This is a genomic window from Micromonospora sp. RP3T (assembly GCF_003027925.1).
In the GTDB taxonomy this organism is placed as follows: domain Bacteria; phylum Actinomycetota; class Actinomycetes; order Mycobacteriales; family Micromonosporaceae; genus Micromonospora.
Genome location: NZ_PYPS01000031.1, coordinates 78,215 through 94,146, shown reverse-complemented (window position 1 = coordinate 94,146; position 15,932 = coordinate 78,215). Strand labels below are relative to the sequence as shown.

General features: G+C 73.7%; 14 protein-coding genes. 10 read left to right on the top strand and 4 right to left on the bottom strand.

Annotated elements, in window-relative coordinates:
- Nucleotides 1-577 precede the first annotated feature (577 nt).
- A complete protein-coding gene (gene tyrS / locus C8054_RS23395; protein ID WP_107160197.1) occupies nt 578-1,861 on the bottom strand; it encodes a tyrosine--tRNA ligase in 1,284 nt (427 codons plus the stop codon).
- 102 nt (nt 1,862-1,963) lie between these two features.
- On the opposite strand from tyrS, the gene C8054_RS23390 reads away from it, so the two are divergent.
- The 4 genes from C8054_RS23390 (at nt 1,964) to C8054_RS23375 (ending at nt 4,344) form a co-directional block, all read left to right on the top strand.
- Nucleotides 1,964-2,353, top strand: coding sequence for a PaaI family thioesterase (locus tag C8054_RS23390; RefSeq protein WP_107160175.1), 390 nt, complete (start codon nt 1,964-1,966; stop codon nt 2,351-2,353).
- An 83-nt stretch (nt 2,354-2,436) separates the two neighbouring features.
- Nucleotides 2,437-3,663 carry an NRAMP family divalent metal transporter gene (locus tag C8054_RS23385; RefSeq protein ID WP_107160173.1) on the top strand — a complete coding sequence of 409 codons (1,227 nt, stop codon included), beginning with the start codon at nt 2,437-2,439 and terminating at the stop codon, nt 3,661-3,663.
- Entirely contained in the window at nt 3,660-4,040 is a 381-nt protein-coding gene (locus C8054_RS23380; protein WP_107160171.1) for a hypothetical protein, read from the top strand. The genes C8054_RS23385 and C8054_RS23380 overlap by 4 nt, the downstream gene beginning before the upstream one ends.
- On the top strand, nt 4,027-4,344 hold the full coding sequence (locus C8054_RS23375) for a hypothetical protein (protein WP_107160169.1): 318 nt from the start codon (nt 4,027-4,029) through the stop codon (nt 4,342-4,344). Before C8054_RS23380 ends, C8054_RS23375 begins: the two co-directional genes overlap by 14 nt.
- Nucleotides 4,345-4,412: 68 nt before the next feature.
- On the opposite strand, the gene C8054_RS23370 is transcribed toward C8054_RS23375, so the two are convergent.
- Nucleotides 4,413-5,780, bottom strand: a complete 1,368-nt coding sequence (locus C8054_RS23370) for a hemolysin family protein (RefSeq protein ID WP_107160167.1) — start codon at nt 5,778-5,780, stop codon at nt 4,413-4,415.
- Nucleotides 5,781-5,966: 186 nt separating this feature from the next.
- Between C8054_RS23370 and C8054_RS23365 the strand changes: the two genes are divergently transcribed.
- Both C8054_RS23365 and C8054_RS23360 read left to right on the top strand, forming a co-directional pair.
- Nucleotides 5,967-6,581: a TetR family transcriptional regulator gene (locus C8054_RS23365; protein ID WP_107160165.1), complete on the top strand. Its 615-nt coding sequence runs from the start codon at nt 5,967-5,969 to the stop codon at nt 6,579-6,581.
- 87 nt (nt 6,582-6,668) lie between these two features.
- Complete coding sequence (locus C8054_RS23360) at nt 6,669-8,204, top strand: FAD-dependent monooxygenase (RefSeq protein WP_107160195.1); 1,536 nt, start codon at nt 6,669-6,671, stop codon at nt 8,202-8,204.
- A 6-nt stretch (nt 8,205-8,210) separates the two neighbouring features.
- Here C8054_RS23360 and C8054_RS23355 read toward each other — a convergent pair whose 3' ends face one another.
- A complete protein-coding gene (locus C8054_RS23355) occupies nt 8,211-8,837 on the bottom strand; it encodes a hypothetical protein (RefSeq protein WP_107160163.1) in 627 nt (208 codons plus the stop codon).
- 10 nt (nt 8,838-8,847) lie between these two features.
- Nucleotides 8,848-9,351, bottom strand: coding sequence for a GNAT family N-acetyltransferase (locus tag C8054_RS23350; protein WP_107160193.1), 504 nt, complete (start codon nt 9,349-9,351; stop codon nt 8,848-8,850).
- A gap of 138 nt (nt 9,352-9,489) precedes the next feature.
- Here C8054_RS23350 and ppdK point away from each other — a divergent pair, with 138 nt between their 5' ends.
- From ppdK to pflA, 4 genes are all read left to right on the top strand, one after another.
- On the top strand, nt 9,490-12,150 hold the full coding sequence (gene ppdK / locus C8054_RS23345; RefSeq protein ID WP_107160160.1) for a pyruvate, phosphate dikinase: 2,661 nt from the start codon (nt 9,490-9,492) through the stop codon (nt 12,148-12,150).
- Between the two features lie 12 nt (nt 12,151-12,162).
- Nucleotides 12,163-12,678: a hypothetical protein gene (locus tag C8054_RS23340; protein ID WP_107160158.1), complete on the top strand. Its 516-nt coding sequence runs from the start codon at nt 12,163-12,165 to the stop codon at nt 12,676-12,678.
- A gap of 185 nt (nt 12,679-12,863) precedes the next feature.
- Nucleotides 12,864-15,110, top strand: coding sequence for a formate C-acetyltransferase (pflB, locus tag C8054_RS23335; protein WP_107160156.1), 2,247 nt, complete (start codon nt 12,864-12,866; stop codon nt 15,108-15,110).
- Nucleotides 15,107-15,880, top strand: a complete 774-nt coding sequence (pflA, locus tag C8054_RS23330; protein WP_107160153.1) for a pyruvate formate-lyase-activating protein — start codon at nt 15,107-15,109, stop codon at nt 15,878-15,880. The genes pflB and pflA overlap by 4 nt, the downstream gene beginning before the upstream one ends.
- Nucleotides 15,881-15,932: the final 52 nt, after the last annotated feature.

Here is a 15,932-nt window from a genome sequence, read left to right as displayed (position 1 = left end):
CAAAAGTGTTGCCAAAGGAATCCCGACCAGACAGACCAAAGCCTGACCAGTCCGGGGTATAAAACAATTGGCACTGGCTTATCAAGCACCCTGTTGAGTTCTCAAAGAACAACCACACACCAACCCGGAAACCTCCACCAGGAGGCCCCCGACCCGGGGCATTTCGTTCGCGTCCCCGCCGCTCTCGCGCCGGGCACTTTTACTACGTTACCCGGTGGTTTCCGCCGTGTCAAACCGGTGTTTGCCAGTTTGTCGTGCATCACCCATTTGCCGGGCACCACGATTCGGCCGACTCACGTCGGTCGCTCCGAGGAATTCGGCAGGACGGCCGTTCGCGGTCTCCCGCTGGCCCGTCCGTTTCCCTGCCGGCCGATAACCTTACCCGGTCGGTTCCGCCTCACCAAATCCGCCTCCCGGCGGATCCGGGGCACCACCCGGTTTCCAGGTCCTGCGCTCCGGCCTTCCAGGTCTTTCGCCCTGTTCGTCCGTTCCGCGCTGGCAGAGAGAAAGTTACGCGCCCGACGGATTGATCGTCAAATCCGTCGGGCGCGTCCCCCGTCACATCGTCGACGGTCGACTATCCCCGCAGCTCAACGCCCGCGAACGAGCGCTTCCCCCGGCGCAGTACCAGGTAGCGGCCGTGCAGCAGGTCGGCGTCGGAGACGGTCGCGTCGACCTCGGCGACCCGGACGTTGTTGACGTAGGCGCCGCCCTCGGCGATCACCCGCCGGGCCTCCTTCATGCTCGGGACCAGACCCGACTCCTTGAGCAGGCCGGCGACGTCCGGGAGCTCGTCGACGGGCACGAGCCCCGCCTCGGCGAGCGCGGCCCGCAGCGTCTCCGGCGAGAGTTCCTCCAGCGCCCCCCGCCCGAACAGCGCCTGACTCGCCGCGATCGCCTGGGCCGTCTCCCGCTCGCCGTGCACGAGCGTGGTCAGCTCCTCGGCCAGGGCCCGCTGGGCCGCCCGCGCCTGCGGGCGTTCGGCGGTGGCCTTCTCCAACTCCTCCAGCTCCGACCGGGACCGGAAGCTGAAGTACCGCAGGTAACGGGTCACGTCGCGGTCGTCGGCGTTGAGCCAGAACTGGTAGAAGGCGTACGGGCTGGTCATCTCCGGGTCGAGCCAGACCGCGCCGGTCTCGCTCTTGCCGAACTTGGTGCCGTCCGACTTGGTGACCAACGGGGTGGTGAACGCCTGCACCGGGCCGGCGCCGCGCCGGCGGACGTAGTCCACCCCGGCGGTGATGTTGCCCCACTGGTCCGAGCCCCCGTACTGGAGCTGGCAGCCGTGCCGGCGGTGCAGCTCGAAGAAGTCGTTGGCCTGGAGGAGCTGGTAGCTGAACTCGGTGTAGCTGATGCCGCTCTCCAGCCGGGCCTTGACCACCTCGCGGGCAAGCATCTTGTTCACCGGGAAGTGCTTGCCGACGTCCCGGAGGAACTCCACCACCGACATCTCGCCGGTCCACTCCAGGTTGTTGACCATGCGAGCCGCGTTGTCGCCGGTGTACGTGACGAACGGCGAGAGCTGGTCCCGGATGCGCTGGACCCAGCCGGCGATGACCTCCGGCGGGTTGAGCGTCCGTTCGGCGCTCTCCTTGGGGTCACCGATCTGACCGGTGGCACCGCCGACCAGCAGCAGCGGCCGGTGCCCGGCGAGCTGGAGCCGGCGGGCGGTGACGACCTGCATGAGGTTGCCGACGTGCAGGCTGGGGGCGGTCGGGTCGAAGCCCACATAGAACGTGGCGCTCGGGCCGTCGAGCAGCGCACGCAGCTCGTCGGGGCCGGTCGAGTCCTGGATCAGGCCCCGCCACAGCAGGTCTTCGGTCAGGGAGTCCCGCCCCGGCGGGAGGTTGCTGTCGGTCACGGTCACCGATTCTCCCCCATCCCCGGCCCGGGGCCGTACCGGGTTTGCCGACGGCGGCGGCGACTAGGCTGGCGGCGCCGTCGAGCGCGAGGAGGAACCAGGGTGGAGACACCAGACCTGACCGGGGGCTTCGTGGCCCTGCTGGGGTTGGAGTTGGACGAGGTCAGCGCCGACCGGGTGGTGATCCGCTGGCGGGTGCGCCCGGAGCTGCACCAGCCGCACGGGATCCAGCACGGTGGCGTCTACTGCTCGGTGGTGGAGACCGCGGCCAGCGTGGGCGGCTCGCTCTGGCTGGGCGACCGGGGCCGGGTGGTCGGAGTGTCGAACCAGACCGACTTCCTGCGCGCGGTCCGCGACGGCGAGTTGACCGCGGTCGGCACGCCGGTGCACCGGGGTCGCAGTCAGCAACTGTGGCTGGTGGAGATCACCGACGGCGACGCCCGGCTGGTCGCCCGAGGGCAGGTGCGGTTGCAGAACCTGACCGCCGACTGACGCCGGACTACCCGATTCCCCCGATAATGGGGCACTGACGCCGATATCGTCGCGTCGATGAGACCAGCCGCCCCCGACCCGACGTGAGGAAGCTGCTCGCCGCCACGCTGGGCGTGCTCTCGGCCATCGGCGGCTTCGTCGACATCGGCGACCTGGTGGCGGCCAGCCAGGCCGGTGCGCTGTTCGGCATGGCCCACGCCTGGGTGCTGCTGGTCGGGGTGGTGGGTATCTGCGCGTACGCGGACATGGCCGGCCGGATCGCGGCGGTGAGCGGCCGGGCGGTGTTCGACCTGGTCCGGGAGCGGCTCGGGCCCCGGGTCGCGTTGCTCAACCTGGTGGCGTCGTGGCTGGTCACGGTCGTGACGCTGGCCGCGGAGCTGGGTGGGGTGGCGCTGGCGCTCACGCTGGCCACCGGGCTCAGCCACCTGCTCTGGGTGCCGCTGGCCGCGCTGGCGGTCTGGCTGGTCCTGTGGCGGATGCGCTTCGAGCTGATGGAGCGGATCTTCGGCCTGGCCGGGCTGGCGCTGCTGGTCTTCGCGGTCGCGCTGGTGGCGTTGCCGACCGACTGGGCGGAACTCGGGCAGGGGGCGTGGCGGGTCAGCTCGGCCGGACACGGTTGGCCGCTGTACTGGTTCGTGGCGGTGGCGCTGTTCGCGTCCACGGTCAGCCCGTACGAGGTCTTCTTCTTCTCCTCCGGCGGGGTGGAGGAGCGGTGGAGCCCGGCCGACCTGGCGCGCGCCCGGTCGAACGTGCTGATCGGCTTCCCGGTGGGCGGCTTTCTGGCGTTGTCACTGATCGCCGTGGCAACGGTGGCCTACCACCCGTCCGATGCGTCCCTGACCTCGCTCGACCAGGTGGCGCGGCCGGTGGCGACCGCGCTCGGCGGCGCCGGTCTGGTCGCCGCGGTGCTGGCGTTCTTCGCGGTGACGTTCGGCGCGGCGCTGGAGACCGGCCTGTCGGCGGCGTACGCGGCGGCGCAGTACTTCGGCTGGCAGTGGGGCAAGCGGGTCAGCCCGCGGGAGGCGGCCCGGTTCCACAGCGTGCTGCTGCTCGGACTGCTGCTCGGTGTGGTGATGCTGATGACGACCGTGGACCCGGTCCGGCTGACCGAGTACATGCTGGTGCTGAGCGCGGTGGTGCTGCCGCTGACCTACCTGCCGATCCTGGTGGTGGCCAACGACCGCACCTACCTCGGGGACCGGGTCAACGGGTGGTGGTCGAACCTGCTCGGCGCCGTGTTCCTGCTGCTCATCGTCGCCGCCTCGGTGGCGGCGATCCCATTGGCGATCATGACGGGGATGGGGCGATGAGGGTCCAGCTCGCCAGGCAACTGCTCGACCGGCAGATCGTCGACGCCGAGGGCCGGCTGGTGGGACGCGTGGACGACATCGCGTTCGCGGTGGACGGGGCGGGCTATCCGTACGTGGACAGCCTGCTCACCGGCCAGGGCGCGCTCGGGGAGCGGATCGGCGGCCGGGTCGGACGGCTGCTGGTGGCGGTCGCCGACCGGTTCACCGACGATCCGCCGGTGCCGCCGTTGCGGGTGCCGCTGGCGGTGGTGGCCCGGGTGGACAGCGCGGTTCGGCTGCGCTGCCGGGCGGCGGACCTGCCGTCCTCACCGGTGGAGTCGTGGCTGCGCCGCCACCTGATCGAGCGGATCCCGGGGGCGTACCGTGCGAGCGGGTGAGCTGCTCGGGCGCACCGCGTACGACCTGCACGGGCGGCGGTTGGGCCGGGTGGTGGACGTGGTGGTGCGCGGGGGTTGGCCGCCGGAGCGGCTGCGGATCGCCGACGTGATCGTCGCCGGGCACTGGTGGACCCGGGTGACCAGCCGGCTGATCGGCCCGGAGCTGCACCCGGCCGGGCCGTGGCTGCTGCGGGCGATCGCCCGGCTGGTGGGGCGCAGCACCCACCAGGTGCCGGCCGACGCGGTGCGGCTGCATCCGCCGGTGCCCGGCTTTCCGTTCGGCCGACCCGCCGACCGGCGCTGAGCCGACGCTGCGCCGGACGCGGCAGGGCTGGTCCCCGGCCGGGTGACCGGCGCGGCGCGGCGGGACCGTCAGCGGCGTGCCTCGTCGAGTTCCGGGGTGTCCGCCGGGTCGGCGCCGTCGGCCGGCTCGGCGCCGTCGGTGTCGTCGTCGCTGTTCCGCTCGCGACGGGGACGGCGGCGGAGGCGTACCTCGACGATGGCGCGCTGGTCCACGCCGGCCACGGTCAGCTCCCAGCCGTCCACGGCGACCTGCTCCCCCGCCACGGTCGGGATGTGCCCGAGGCAGATCAGCACCAGCCCGGCGATGGTGGTGTAGTCGCCGGTCGGCCGGTTGGGCAGGTCGACCCCGAGGTCGGTGAGGTCGTGCACCGGGAAGGTGCCGGGCAGCACCAGCGTGCCGTCCGCCTCGGTGTGGACCGCCTGGAGGTCGCGGTCGGTCTCGTCGTAGATCTCGCCGACGATCTCTTCGAGGATGTCCTCCAGCGTCACGATCCCGTCGACCGCCCCGCGTTCGTCCACCACCAGCGCGATGTGTTGGCGTTCGGCCTTGAACTGGCGCAGCGCGTCGACGACTGGCAGCGAGTCGGGCAGCAGCATCGGCGGGCGGGCGATCTCGTCGACCGGCCGGTCGTCGGGGACACCGACCAGGTCCCGCAGGTGGATGACGCCGACCGCGTCGTCCAGGCCGCCGTGCCGGACCACCGGCGCCCGGGAGTGCCCGGTCGCCGCCAGGACCAGCCGCGCAGCCTCCGCGGTGGTCCCGCTGTCGAGCGTGAAGACCTGCAACCGGGGTACGAGGACGGCCCGCAACTGCCGGTCGGCGATCTCCACCGCGCCGGCGATGATGGTGCGCTGCTCCTTGGTGAAGCCGTGGTTGCCGGCCACGATGTCGCGCAGCTCGTCCGGGCCGATCTCCTCCGGCTCGTGCTTCGGGTCGAGGCCGAACAGGCGGACCACCATGTCGCTGGTGGCGCCGAGCAGCCAGACCGCCGGCCGGGTGAGGCTGGCCAGCACGTCCAACGGTCGGGCCACCACCAGCGCCCAGCGCTCGGCGGACTGCATGGCGATGCGCTTGGGCGCCAGCTCGCCGAAGACCAGCGTGACGAACGTGAGCACCAGGGTGACCGCGACGATGGCGACCGTCTCGGCGGCGTCGCCGAAGACGCCGAGCAGCGGCACCAGCGGGCGGGCCAGGGAGACGGCCGCGGCGGCGGAGGCGAGGAAGCCGGCGAGGGTGATTCCGATCTGGATGGTGGCGAGGAACCGGTTCGGGTCCTTGGCCAGCCGGGCGAGGGTGCGGCCGGCGCGGCTGCTGCGCTCCAGCCGTTGCAGTTGGCTGTCCCGTAGCGACACCAGGGCCATCTCGCTGCCGGCGAAGGCCGCGTTGACGATGACCAGCACCCCGACCAGGGCCAACTGGCTCCAGTAGCTCTGCACGACCGGTTGTCTCCCTCGACCCGATCCGGGTCGGCCGATGGCCGACTCGCCGGCCGGCAGACCCGGTCGGCGTGGCCCCTCTGTGCCCCGCCGGCTCGTGCCTGAATCCTGTGCTTCTGCTGACCGGCCAAGATTTTGCGGGATCAGCATATTTGCGAGCCACGCATCTTTTGCTACGGTCGGTGCGTGAGCGGACTGCGGGAACGCAAGAAGGCCGCGACCAGAGCGGCGCTGAGCTGGGCGGCCATCCGCCTGACCGTGGCGCGCGGCTACCACGCCGTGCTGGTGGAGGACATCGCGCAGGCCGCCGGCGTGTCCCCACGGACGTTCAACAACTATTTCGCCAGCAAGGCCGAGGCGATCTCCGCCCGACACCTGGACCGCAGCCGCCGGGTGGTGGACGCGCTCCGCGCCCGGCCGGCCGGCGAGCCGCTCTGGCGCGCCATCGAGGCGGCGTTCCTCACCTCATGGGCACCCGGTCCGGAGGTCGAGCAGTCGCCACCGGGCGCGCACGAGGAGTGGGTCGCCGGGCTGCGGGTGATGCTCGCCGAGCCGGCGTTGCAGGGCGAGATGCTGCGGGCCGGCGCGGTCGCCGCCGCCGAACTGGCCGAGGCCGTCGCGGAGCGCACCGGCACCGACGCCGGCCGCGATCTCTATCCGCACCTGGTGGCCGCCGCGGTCAACGCGGGCGTCGGCGCGGCCATGCGGCACTTCCTCCGCGCCGAGCGCCCCGAGCCGATGGAACGGCTCCTCTCCGACGCGCTGGCCCAGCTCGCCGCCGGGCTGCCCCCGCCGCGCTGATCCACCCCGCCCCCCGTGAGAAGGGGCCCCTTCTCGACCGGAGGCGTTAACAGGGGGCCCGGCCTTTCATCCCTGGGAGGAACTGTGGTGATTGATGTGGTGGTGGTGGGGGCGGGGCCCAACGGGCTCATGCTCGCCGTCGAGTTGGCTTTGGCGGGGGTCCAGCCGGTGGTGTGTGACCGGCTGACCGCGCCGACCACCGAGAACCGGGCCAACGGGCTGGTCGGCCAGGTCGTCCGGATGCTCGACCGGCGCGGCCTGCACGAGCGCCTCGCCGGCTCCGCCGCGCCGCCACGACCGACGCCCGGGTTCGTCTTCGGTGCGTTGCCGCTGGACCTGACCGCCGTCGCGGACAACCCGATGTACGGGCTGGCGGTGCCCCAGCGGGAGGTCGAGCGGGTGCTCGCCGAACGGGTCGCCGAACTGGGCGTGCCGGTCCGCCGCGGGTGCGAGGTGACCGGGCTGCGGCAGCGCACCGACGCGGTGGAGGTCGAGCTTGCCGACGGCACCACGCTCAACTGCCGCTACCTGGTGGGCGCGGACGGCGGACGCAGCACGGTGCGGAAGCTGGCCGGCATCGGCTTCCCCGGCGTCACCACGGACCGGTCCGTCTCACGTACCGCCCAGGTCGGCGTGCCGCCGGAGCTGGTCGACCCGGCCACCGGCGGTCTCGTCGTGCCCGGGTACGGGGTCGTGCCGCCGTTCCGGCACACCCGCACCGAGCACGGGCTCATCGTCTGGGCGCCGTTTCCCGACCGGGCGCCCCTGGTCAGCACCGTCGAGTGGCCGGCGGCACCGGAGGCGGACGCGCCGCTGACGCTCGACGGGATGCGGGCCAGTGCGGCCCGGGTGCTCGGGGTCGAGGTGCCGCTCGGCCCGCCGGCCGGGCCCGGGCCGCACCTGCTGCGCCGGCTGGCCGGCGGCAACACCCGGCTCGCCGAGCGCTACCGGGCCGGGCGGGTGCTGCTGCTCGGCGACGCCGCCCACGTCCACTCCGCGATCGGCGGGCCGGGGCTGAACCTCGGCCTCCAGGATGCGGTGAACCTCGGCTGGAAGCTGGCCGCGCGGCTGCACGGCTGGGCCCCGGACGGGTTGCTCGACACGTACGAGGCCGAACGCCGGCCGGCGGCCCGGCGGGTCACCATGTCGACCCAGGCCCAGTCCGCGCTGATCGCGCCGGGCGCCGAGGTCACCGCGCTGCGCGAACTCGTCGGCGAGCTGCTCGCCCGGCCGGGGAACGCCGGGCACGTGGCCGCGCTGATGGCCGGCGCGGACATCCGCTACGACCCGGGACCGGACGGGCCACCGGTCGGCAGCTGGGCGCCGGACCTGGTGGTGCACCGCGACACCGGGCCGGTGCGGCTGGCCGAGCTGACCCGGGACGCGCGCCCGCTGCTGCTCGACGGCACCGGCACGCTGGGCGGGACCGCCGGGCCGTGGCGGGACCGGGTCGACGTGGTCGACGGCCGACTGACGGGCACCGCAGCGACCGCGCTGCTGCTGCGCCCGGACTGCTACCTGGCCTGGGCGTCCGACGCGGCGGCACCGGACCGGGACGGGCTGCGCGCCGCGCTGACCCGCTGGTTCGGCCGGCCCCGCGACCACGCGAGCACGCCGGCCTGACCCGGCTCAGGCCGGGGCGGGCAGGTCCAGCACGTACGCGCCGCCCTCCGGGCGGAAGCCGAGCCGGTGGTAGTAGGGGGCGACCATGCCGGGCGGGCTGACCACCCGGCGGAAACCCCGGTCGGTGAAGAGCCGGCTGCGCCGGTAGACGAACTCGCCGGGGGTGAAGTCGCGGAACGGCGGGGTCACGTAGTCCAGGTCGATCTGGGCCACCCCGCCGGCCTCGGCGTGCGACACCATCACGCCGACCACCTCGTCGGCGCGGACCACCAGGAACGCCGAGCGGTCAGCGTCGGCCGGGTCCCAGCGGAACGCCGGGTTGAACCGGGCGATGTCGGTGGCGTGCACCCGCAGCGTGTGGGCCAGGAACGCGTCGCCGGTGCCCACCTCCACCACCTGGTAGGTCTGCTCGTCGTGCCGGGTGGCCAGCAGCTTGCGCAGGTACCACACGTTGATCACGGTGAGCACCACGTTCAGCCCGACCATCGGCCACACGTGCAGGGCGGCGTTGTAGCCGATCAGGATCAGGCAGCCGACCAGGTTGAGCGCGCGCAGCCGCAGGATGCGCGTCTGCAGCAGGGACCAGACCAGCAGCGCGGAGCCGGCCCAGCCGACGAGTTCCAGCCAGTTCACCCCGGGGACACTAGTGGTCGCGCTGGTCAGGCGCCTCGGCGGGCAGCTCCAGCACCCACTCCTCGACCTCGACGCCGCGGCCGGGAGCGTACCCCGCGTCCTCGCCGACGACGACGAAGCCGCACTTGCGCAGCACCGCGAGCGAGGCGGCGTTGTCCTTCGCGGCGCGGGCCCGCACCGGCCGCTGCGGCAGCTCCCGCAGCAGCGCGGTGAGCCCGGCGGTGGCGTGGCCGCGCCCCCAGCGCTCCGGGTTGATCCAGTAGCTGACCTCGGTCCGGTCGTCGACCGGGAACGCCGCCACGTGGCCGACCACCTCGCCGCCGGCGACGATCGTGCGGTTGACGATGCGCTCGTCGGCGCGGATCCGCGCCCAGTGCGCGTCGAACGCGGCCCGGTCCGCCGGGTCCTTCGGACCGAACGCGGCCATCCAGTTGGCCTGCGGGTCCTGCTCGTGGGCGAAGAACGCGGGCAGGTCGTCGTCGCGGACCGGACGGATTTCCACCTCATCAGGGATCACGGCCGGGAAGGTTACGCGGGCCCACCGACACCCTTCGGGACCTCCGGCCCGTCCCGGGCGGCGTCCGGCCCTGCCGGGGCGGCCGGCCGGACCGCTACCAAGGAGGAGGAACCACGCAGCCGAGGAGGCCGGACCATGCGCAAGTACGTCTACGACTTCATCGAGGGTGACCGGAGCCAGGCCGACCTGCTCGGCGGCAAGGGCGCCAACCTGGCCGAGATGACCCGGCTCGGGTTGCCGGTGCCGCCCGGGTTCACCGTCACCACCGACGCGTGCCGCGCCTACCTGGCCACCGGCACGCCGCCGGACGGGCTGTACGAGGAGATCAACGCGCACCTGCGCCAGGTCGAGGCACGGTTGGACCGGCGGCTCGGCGACCCGGAGGACCCGCTGCTGCTGGCGGTCCGCTCCGGCGGCCGGTACTCGATGCCGGGCATGATGGAGACGATCCTCGACATCGGGCTCAACGACGTCACGGTGGCCGGGCTGGCCGCCCACGCCGGCGACGAGCGGTTCGCCTGGGACTCGTACCGGCGGTTGATCCAGATGTTCGGGCACACCGTGCACGGCATCCCGGCCGAGGAGTTCGCGCACGAGCTGGCCGCGGTGCGGGCCACCGCCGGGCCGGGCGGGCCGAACGCCGAGCAGCTCCGCGACCTGGTCGACACGTACAAGAAGATCTTCACCCGGCATGTCGGGCACGACTTCCCGCAGGCGCCGCACGAGCAGCTCTTCCTCGCCGTCGGCGCGGTGTTCTCCTCCTGGCGCTCGGAGCGGGCCCGGGTCTACCGGCGGCAGGAGCGGATCCCGGACGACCTGGGCACCGCCGTCAACGTGATGGCCATGGTCTTCGGCAACCTGGGCCCGGACTCCGGCACCGGGGTGGCGTTCACCCGCGACCCGGCCACCGGCGCGCCCGGCGTGTACGGCGACTACCTGACCGACGCGCAGGGCGAGGACGTGGTGGCCGGCATCCGCAACACGGTGCCGCTGACCGAGCTGGAACGGCTGGACCCGGCGAGCTTCCACCGGCTGCGGCAGATCATGTCGACGCTGGAACGGCACTACCGCGACCTGTGCGACGTGGAGTTCACCATCGAACGCGGACGGCTGTGGATGCTGCAGACCCGGGTCGGCAAGCGCACCGCCGCCGCCGCGTTCGTGATCGCCGCGCAGCTCGCCGACGAGGGGCTGATCACCGCGGACGAGGCGCTGACCCGGGTGACCGGGGCGCAGCTCGCCCAGCTCATGTTCCCCGCGTTCGACTCCGACGGGGCGGTCCCGCCGCTGGCGGTCGGGGTGGGCGCCTCGCCGGGCGCGGCGGTCGGCCGGGTGGTCTTCGACTCCGCCGCCGCGGCGGCGGCCGACGGGCCGGTGATCCTGGTCCGTCCGGAGACCAACCCGGACGACCTGCCCGGCATGATCGCCGCGGCCGGCGTGCTCACCTCGCGCGGCGGGAAGACGTCGCACGCCGCCGTGGTGGCCCGCGGGATGGGCCGGACCTGCGTGTGCGGGGCGGACGCGCTGCGCATCGACGTCGACCGCGGCGAGTTCACGGTCGGCGACCGGGTGGTGCGGGCCGGCGAGCTGATCTCGATCGACGGCACCTCCGGGCGGATCTGGCTCGGCGAGGTGCCGGTGCAGCCGTCGCCGGTGGCCCGGTACCTGGCCGGCGAGCTGCGCCCGGAGAGCGACCCGCTGGTGGCCGCCGTGCACCGCCTGCTCGGGCACGCCGACGCGGTACGCACGCTGGGTGTCCGGGCCAACGCGGACACCCCGGAGGACGCCGGTCGGGCCCGCCGGCTCGGCGCCGCCGGCATCGGGCTGTGCCGGACCGAGCACATGTTCCTCGGCGAGCGCCGGGCCCTCGTCGAGCGGCTGATCCTCGCCGACGAGCCGGTGGAACGGGACGCGGCGCTGGACGCGCTGCTGCCGTTGCAGCGGGCCGACTTCGTGGGGCTGCTCGCCGCGATGGACGGGCTGCCGGTCACGGTCCGGCTGCTCGATCCGCCGCTGCACGAGTTCCTGCCCCCGCTGGCGGAGCTGACCGCCCGGGTGGCCCGCGCGCAGGCGCGTGGCGAGGACCCGGGCCGGGACGCGACGCTGCTGGCCGCGGTGCGCCGGATGCACGAGGCGAACCCGATGCTGGGGCTGCGCGGCGTCCGCCTCGGGCTGGTGGTGCCGGGGCTGTTCGCCATGCAGGTGCGGGCGCTGGCCGAGGCCGCCGCGCAGCGGCTGCGGGCCGGCGGCGACCCGCGCCCGGAGATCATGGTGCCGCTGGTCGGGGACGTCCGCGAACTCGCCGCGGTGGCCGACGAGGCACGACGCGTGCTGGCCGAGGTGGACGGCGCGCCGGAGATCCCGATCGGCACCATGGTCGAGACGCCCCGCGCCGCGCTGACCGCCGGGGAGATCGCCGCCGAGGCGCACTTCTTCTCGCTGGGCACCAACGACCTGACGCAGACCACCTGGGCGTTCTCCCGGGACGACGTGGAGGGGTCGTTCTTCCCCGCGTACCTGGCCCGGGGGATCTTCGGAGTCTCGCCGTTCGAGCGCCTCGACGTCGGCGGCGTGGGGCGGCTGGTCCGGCTGGCCGTCGCCGAGGGCCGGGCGGCCCGCCCCGGGTTGACCGTCGGCGTCTGCGGCGAGCACGGCGGCGACCCGGACTCGATCGCGTTCTTCGCCGCCGCCGGGCTCGACTACGTCTCCTGCTCGCCGTACCGGGTGCCGGTGGCCCGGCTGGCCGCCGGCCGGGTCGCCGTCGCGGCCGGCACCGACTCGTCCGACTCCCGCTAGGAGGGCAGCGCCATGACCGCCATCTTCAACCCGACCGGCCTGAACACGGTTCCGCCGCTCCCCCGGCCCGCGCCGCCGGCGCCGGCCCCCGACCCGACCCTCGGCCCGCCCCCGGTCCCGACGCCCGCCCCGTCCCCGTCCCCGGTCCCGGCACCGAACCCGAAGGCGGTGGGCTCCGGGTCGGTGGGGCCGGTGCTGGAACTGCCCGGCACGCCGGGCACGGCGCTGGTGCCGGTGACCCACGCCGGCCGTCCGGTCGGCGCGTTCGTGCTGACCGACGGCCGGGTCCGCTACCGGCGCGTGACCGACCCGGACCAGCTCGTCGCGGCCGCCACCGGCGCGTTCGCGGTGGCCGCGCTCACCGCCGCCGTGGCCGTCTGGTCCCGGCGCCGCCCACCGGCGGTGCGCACGGTCACCATGGGCCCCGGCGGCTGGCTCAGCCTGCGCGGCGCGTCCCTCCCCCGCCCCCGCCCCGACACCCGCCCCTGGTGGGCCCGCCTGCTGCGGGCCCGCCCCCTCCCCCGCTGACCCTAGCCCCCCGGGGCGCGTCGATCATGACGTTGACGGCGATGTGGATCTCCGATCCGGCCGCCAACGTCATGATCGTGCGAGAGGGGCGTAGGTCCCGAGGGTGGGGACCGAGGGCTCTGCCGGGCCGGGGCGCGCGGCGGAAGGGTGGAGCTGGAAGGTCGGGCGGAACCGAGGGAGTGACCATGAACGGCAACCAGCGCACCGTGGACCCGTGGCGGGACTTCCGGGACGGGCCGTGGCGCGAGACCATCGACGTCGCCGACTTCGTCCACCGCAACCACGAGCCCTACCTCGGGGACGCGTCGTTCCTGACCGGACCGACCGAGCGGACGCTCGCGGTCTGGGACCGGCTGCGCGCCCTGTTCCCCGAGGAGCGACGGCGCGGCGTGTACGACATCGACGCGGCCACCCCGTCCACCATCACCGCGCACGCGCCCGGCTACGTGGACCGGGAGCGGGAGCTGATCGTCGGGCTCCAGACCGACGCGCCGCTGCGCCGGGCGATCATGCCGGCCGGCGGGCTACGGATGGTGGAGACCGCGCTGCGGGCGTACGGGCGGGAACCCGACCGGCGGGTGCACGAGATCTTCACCCGGTACCGCCGCACCCACAACGACGCGGTCTTCGACGCGTACCCGGAGGACGTGCTCGCCGCCCGGCGCTCGCACATCGTCACCGGGCTGCCCGACGCATACGGGCGGGGCCGGATCATCGGCGACTACCGCCGGGTGGCGCTGTACGGGGTGGACCGGCTGATCGAGGAACGCCGCGCCCACAAGGCGGCGCTGGACGGCCGGCGCAGCACCGACGACGTGATCCGGGACCGGGAGGAGCTGGCCGAGCAGATCCGGGCACTCGGCGAGCTGAAGGAGATGGCCGCCGGGTACGGCTTCGACATCTCCCGTCCCGCCGCCACCGGCCAGCAGGCCATCCAGTGGCTCTACTTCGGCTACCTGGCCGCCACGAAGGAGCAGAACGGCGCCGCCATGTCGCTCGGCCGCACCGCCGGCTTCGTCGACGTCTACCTGCGGCGGGACATCGTCGAGGGGCGGCTGGACGAGACCGGCGCGCAGGAACTGGTCGACGACTTCGTGATCAAGCTGCGGATCATCCGTTTCCTCCGCACCCCCGAGTACGACCAGCTCTTCTCCGGCGACCCGACCTGGGTCACCGAGTCGCTCGGCGGGATGGGCGCGGACGGCCGGCCGCTGGTCACCCGCACCACGTTCCGCTACCTCCAGACCCTCTACAACCTCGGTCCGGCGCCCGAGCCGAACCTGACCGTGCTCTGGTCGCCCCGGCTGCCCGACGGCTTCAAGCGGTTCTGCGCGCAGGTGTCGCTGGACACCAGCGCCATCCAGTACGAGAACGACGAACTGATCCGTCCGGCGTACGACGACGACACCGCGATCGCCTGCTGCGTGTCGGCCATGCGGGTCGGCCGGGACATGCAGTTCTTCGGCGCTCGGGTGAACCTGGCCAAGGCGCTGCTGTACGCGATCAACGGCGGCCGGGACGAGCTGACCGGGGAGCAGGTCGCCCCGCCCACCCCGCCGGTCGGCGGCGAGACGCTCGACCACGACGAGGTGCTGGCCGCGTACGACCGGACGTTGGACTGGCTGGCGCAGACGTACGTGGACGCGCTGAACGTGATCCACCACCAGCACGACAGGTACGCGTACGAGCGGCTGGAGATGGCGCTGCACGACCACCCGGTGCGCCGGTTCATGGCCACCGGCGTCGCCGGGCTCTCGGTCGCCGTGGACAGCCTCTCGGCCATCCGGTACGGCCGGGTCAAGGTGCTGCGCGACGAGACCGGGCTGGCCGTCGACTACGCGGTCGAGGGCGAGTTCCCGACCTACGGCAACGACGACGACCGGGCCGACGAGATCGCGGTGTGGCTGGTCGAGACGTTCGCGGCGAAGCTGCGCCGGCAGCGCGCCTACCGCGACGCCGAGCTGACCATGTCGGTGCTCACCATCACGTCCAACGTGGTCTACGGCAGGCACACCGGCAACACGCCGGACGGGCGGCGGGCCGGCGAGCCGTTCGCGCCGGGCGCGAACCCGATGAACGGCCGGGACACCCACGGCCTGGTCGCCGCCGCGCTGTCGGTGGCGAAGCTGCCGTACGACGCGGCCCGCGACGGCATCTCGCTGACCGGCACGGTCACCCCGGACGGCCTCGGGCACACCCGCGAGGAGCGGATCACCAACCTGGCCGGGGTGCTCGACGGGTACGCCGACGCCGGCGGGTTCCACCTCAACGTGAACGTGCTGGACCGCGCCACGCTGCTCGACGCGATGGCCCACCCGGAGCGGTACCCGCAGCTCACCGTCCGGGTCTCCGGGTACGCGGTGAACTTCGTCCGGCTCACGCCGGAGCAGCAGCGGGACGTGGTGTCCCGGACGTTCCACGGGTCGCTGTGACCGGGCGGTCGCCGGTGGCGCCGGGCGCGGCGCCACCGGTCCTCGACGGGGCGGTGCACTCCTGGGACACCTCGATCGGGGTGGACGGGCCGGGGACCCGCTTCGTGGTCTTCCTGGCCGGCTGCCCGCTGCGCTGCCGGTACTGCCACAGCCCGGACACCTGGTACGGGCGCAGCGGCCGGCGGCGCACGGTGGACGAGATGGTCGCCACGATCGCCCGGTACCGCCGGTTCGTCCAGGTGGCCGGCGGCGGCGTCACGGTCAGCGGCGGCGAGCCGCTGTTGCAGCCCCGCTTCACCGGGGAGCTGCTGCGCCGCTGCCACGCGCTCGGCCTGCACACCGCGCTGGACACGTCCGGCTTCCTCGGCGACCGGGCCGACGACGCGCTGCTGGACGCCACCGACCTGGTGCTGCTGGACGTCAAGGCCGGGCGCCCGGAGACGTACCGCCGGGTCACCGGCACCGGCCGGCTCGCGCCGACGCTGCGCTTCGCCCGGCGGCTGGCCGACCGGGGCACGCCGATGTGGATCCGGTACGTGCTGGTGCCCGGGCTGACCGACGCAGTCGACGAGGTGGCCCGGGTGGCGGACGTGGCCGCCGGGCTGACCGGTGTGGCACGCGTCGAGGTGCTGCCGTTCCACCGGCTCGGCGCGCACAAGTACGCCGAGCTGGGTCTCGCCTTCCCGCTCGCCGACACCGCGCCGCCGGACCCGGAGCTGCTGGCCCGGGTGCGCGGCCAGTTCGTCGAACGCGGCCTCACCGTCACCTGACCTCCGGTGGCGCGGGGCGGCCCGACGGTCCCGGTCCGCACTACGATGGCGG

What these genes read in the sequence shown, in the direction of transcription:
- C8054_RS23380 (WP_107160171.1), top strand. Translation starts at nt 3,660, where the DNA reads ATGAGGGTCCAGCTCGCCAGGCAACTGCTCGACCGGCAGATCGTCGAC.
- ppdK (WP_107160160.1), top strand. Translation starts at nt 9,490, where the DNA reads ATGCGCAAGTACGTCTACGACTTCATCGAGGGTGACCGGAGCCAGGCC.
- C8054_RS23340 (WP_107160158.1), top strand. Translation starts at nt 12,163, where the DNA reads ATGACCGCCATCTTCAACCCGACCGGCCTGAACACGGTTCCGCCGCTC.
- pflB (WP_107160156.1), top strand. Translation starts at nt 12,864, where the DNA reads ATGAACGGCAACCAGCGCACCGTGGACCCGTGGCGGGACTTCCGGGAC.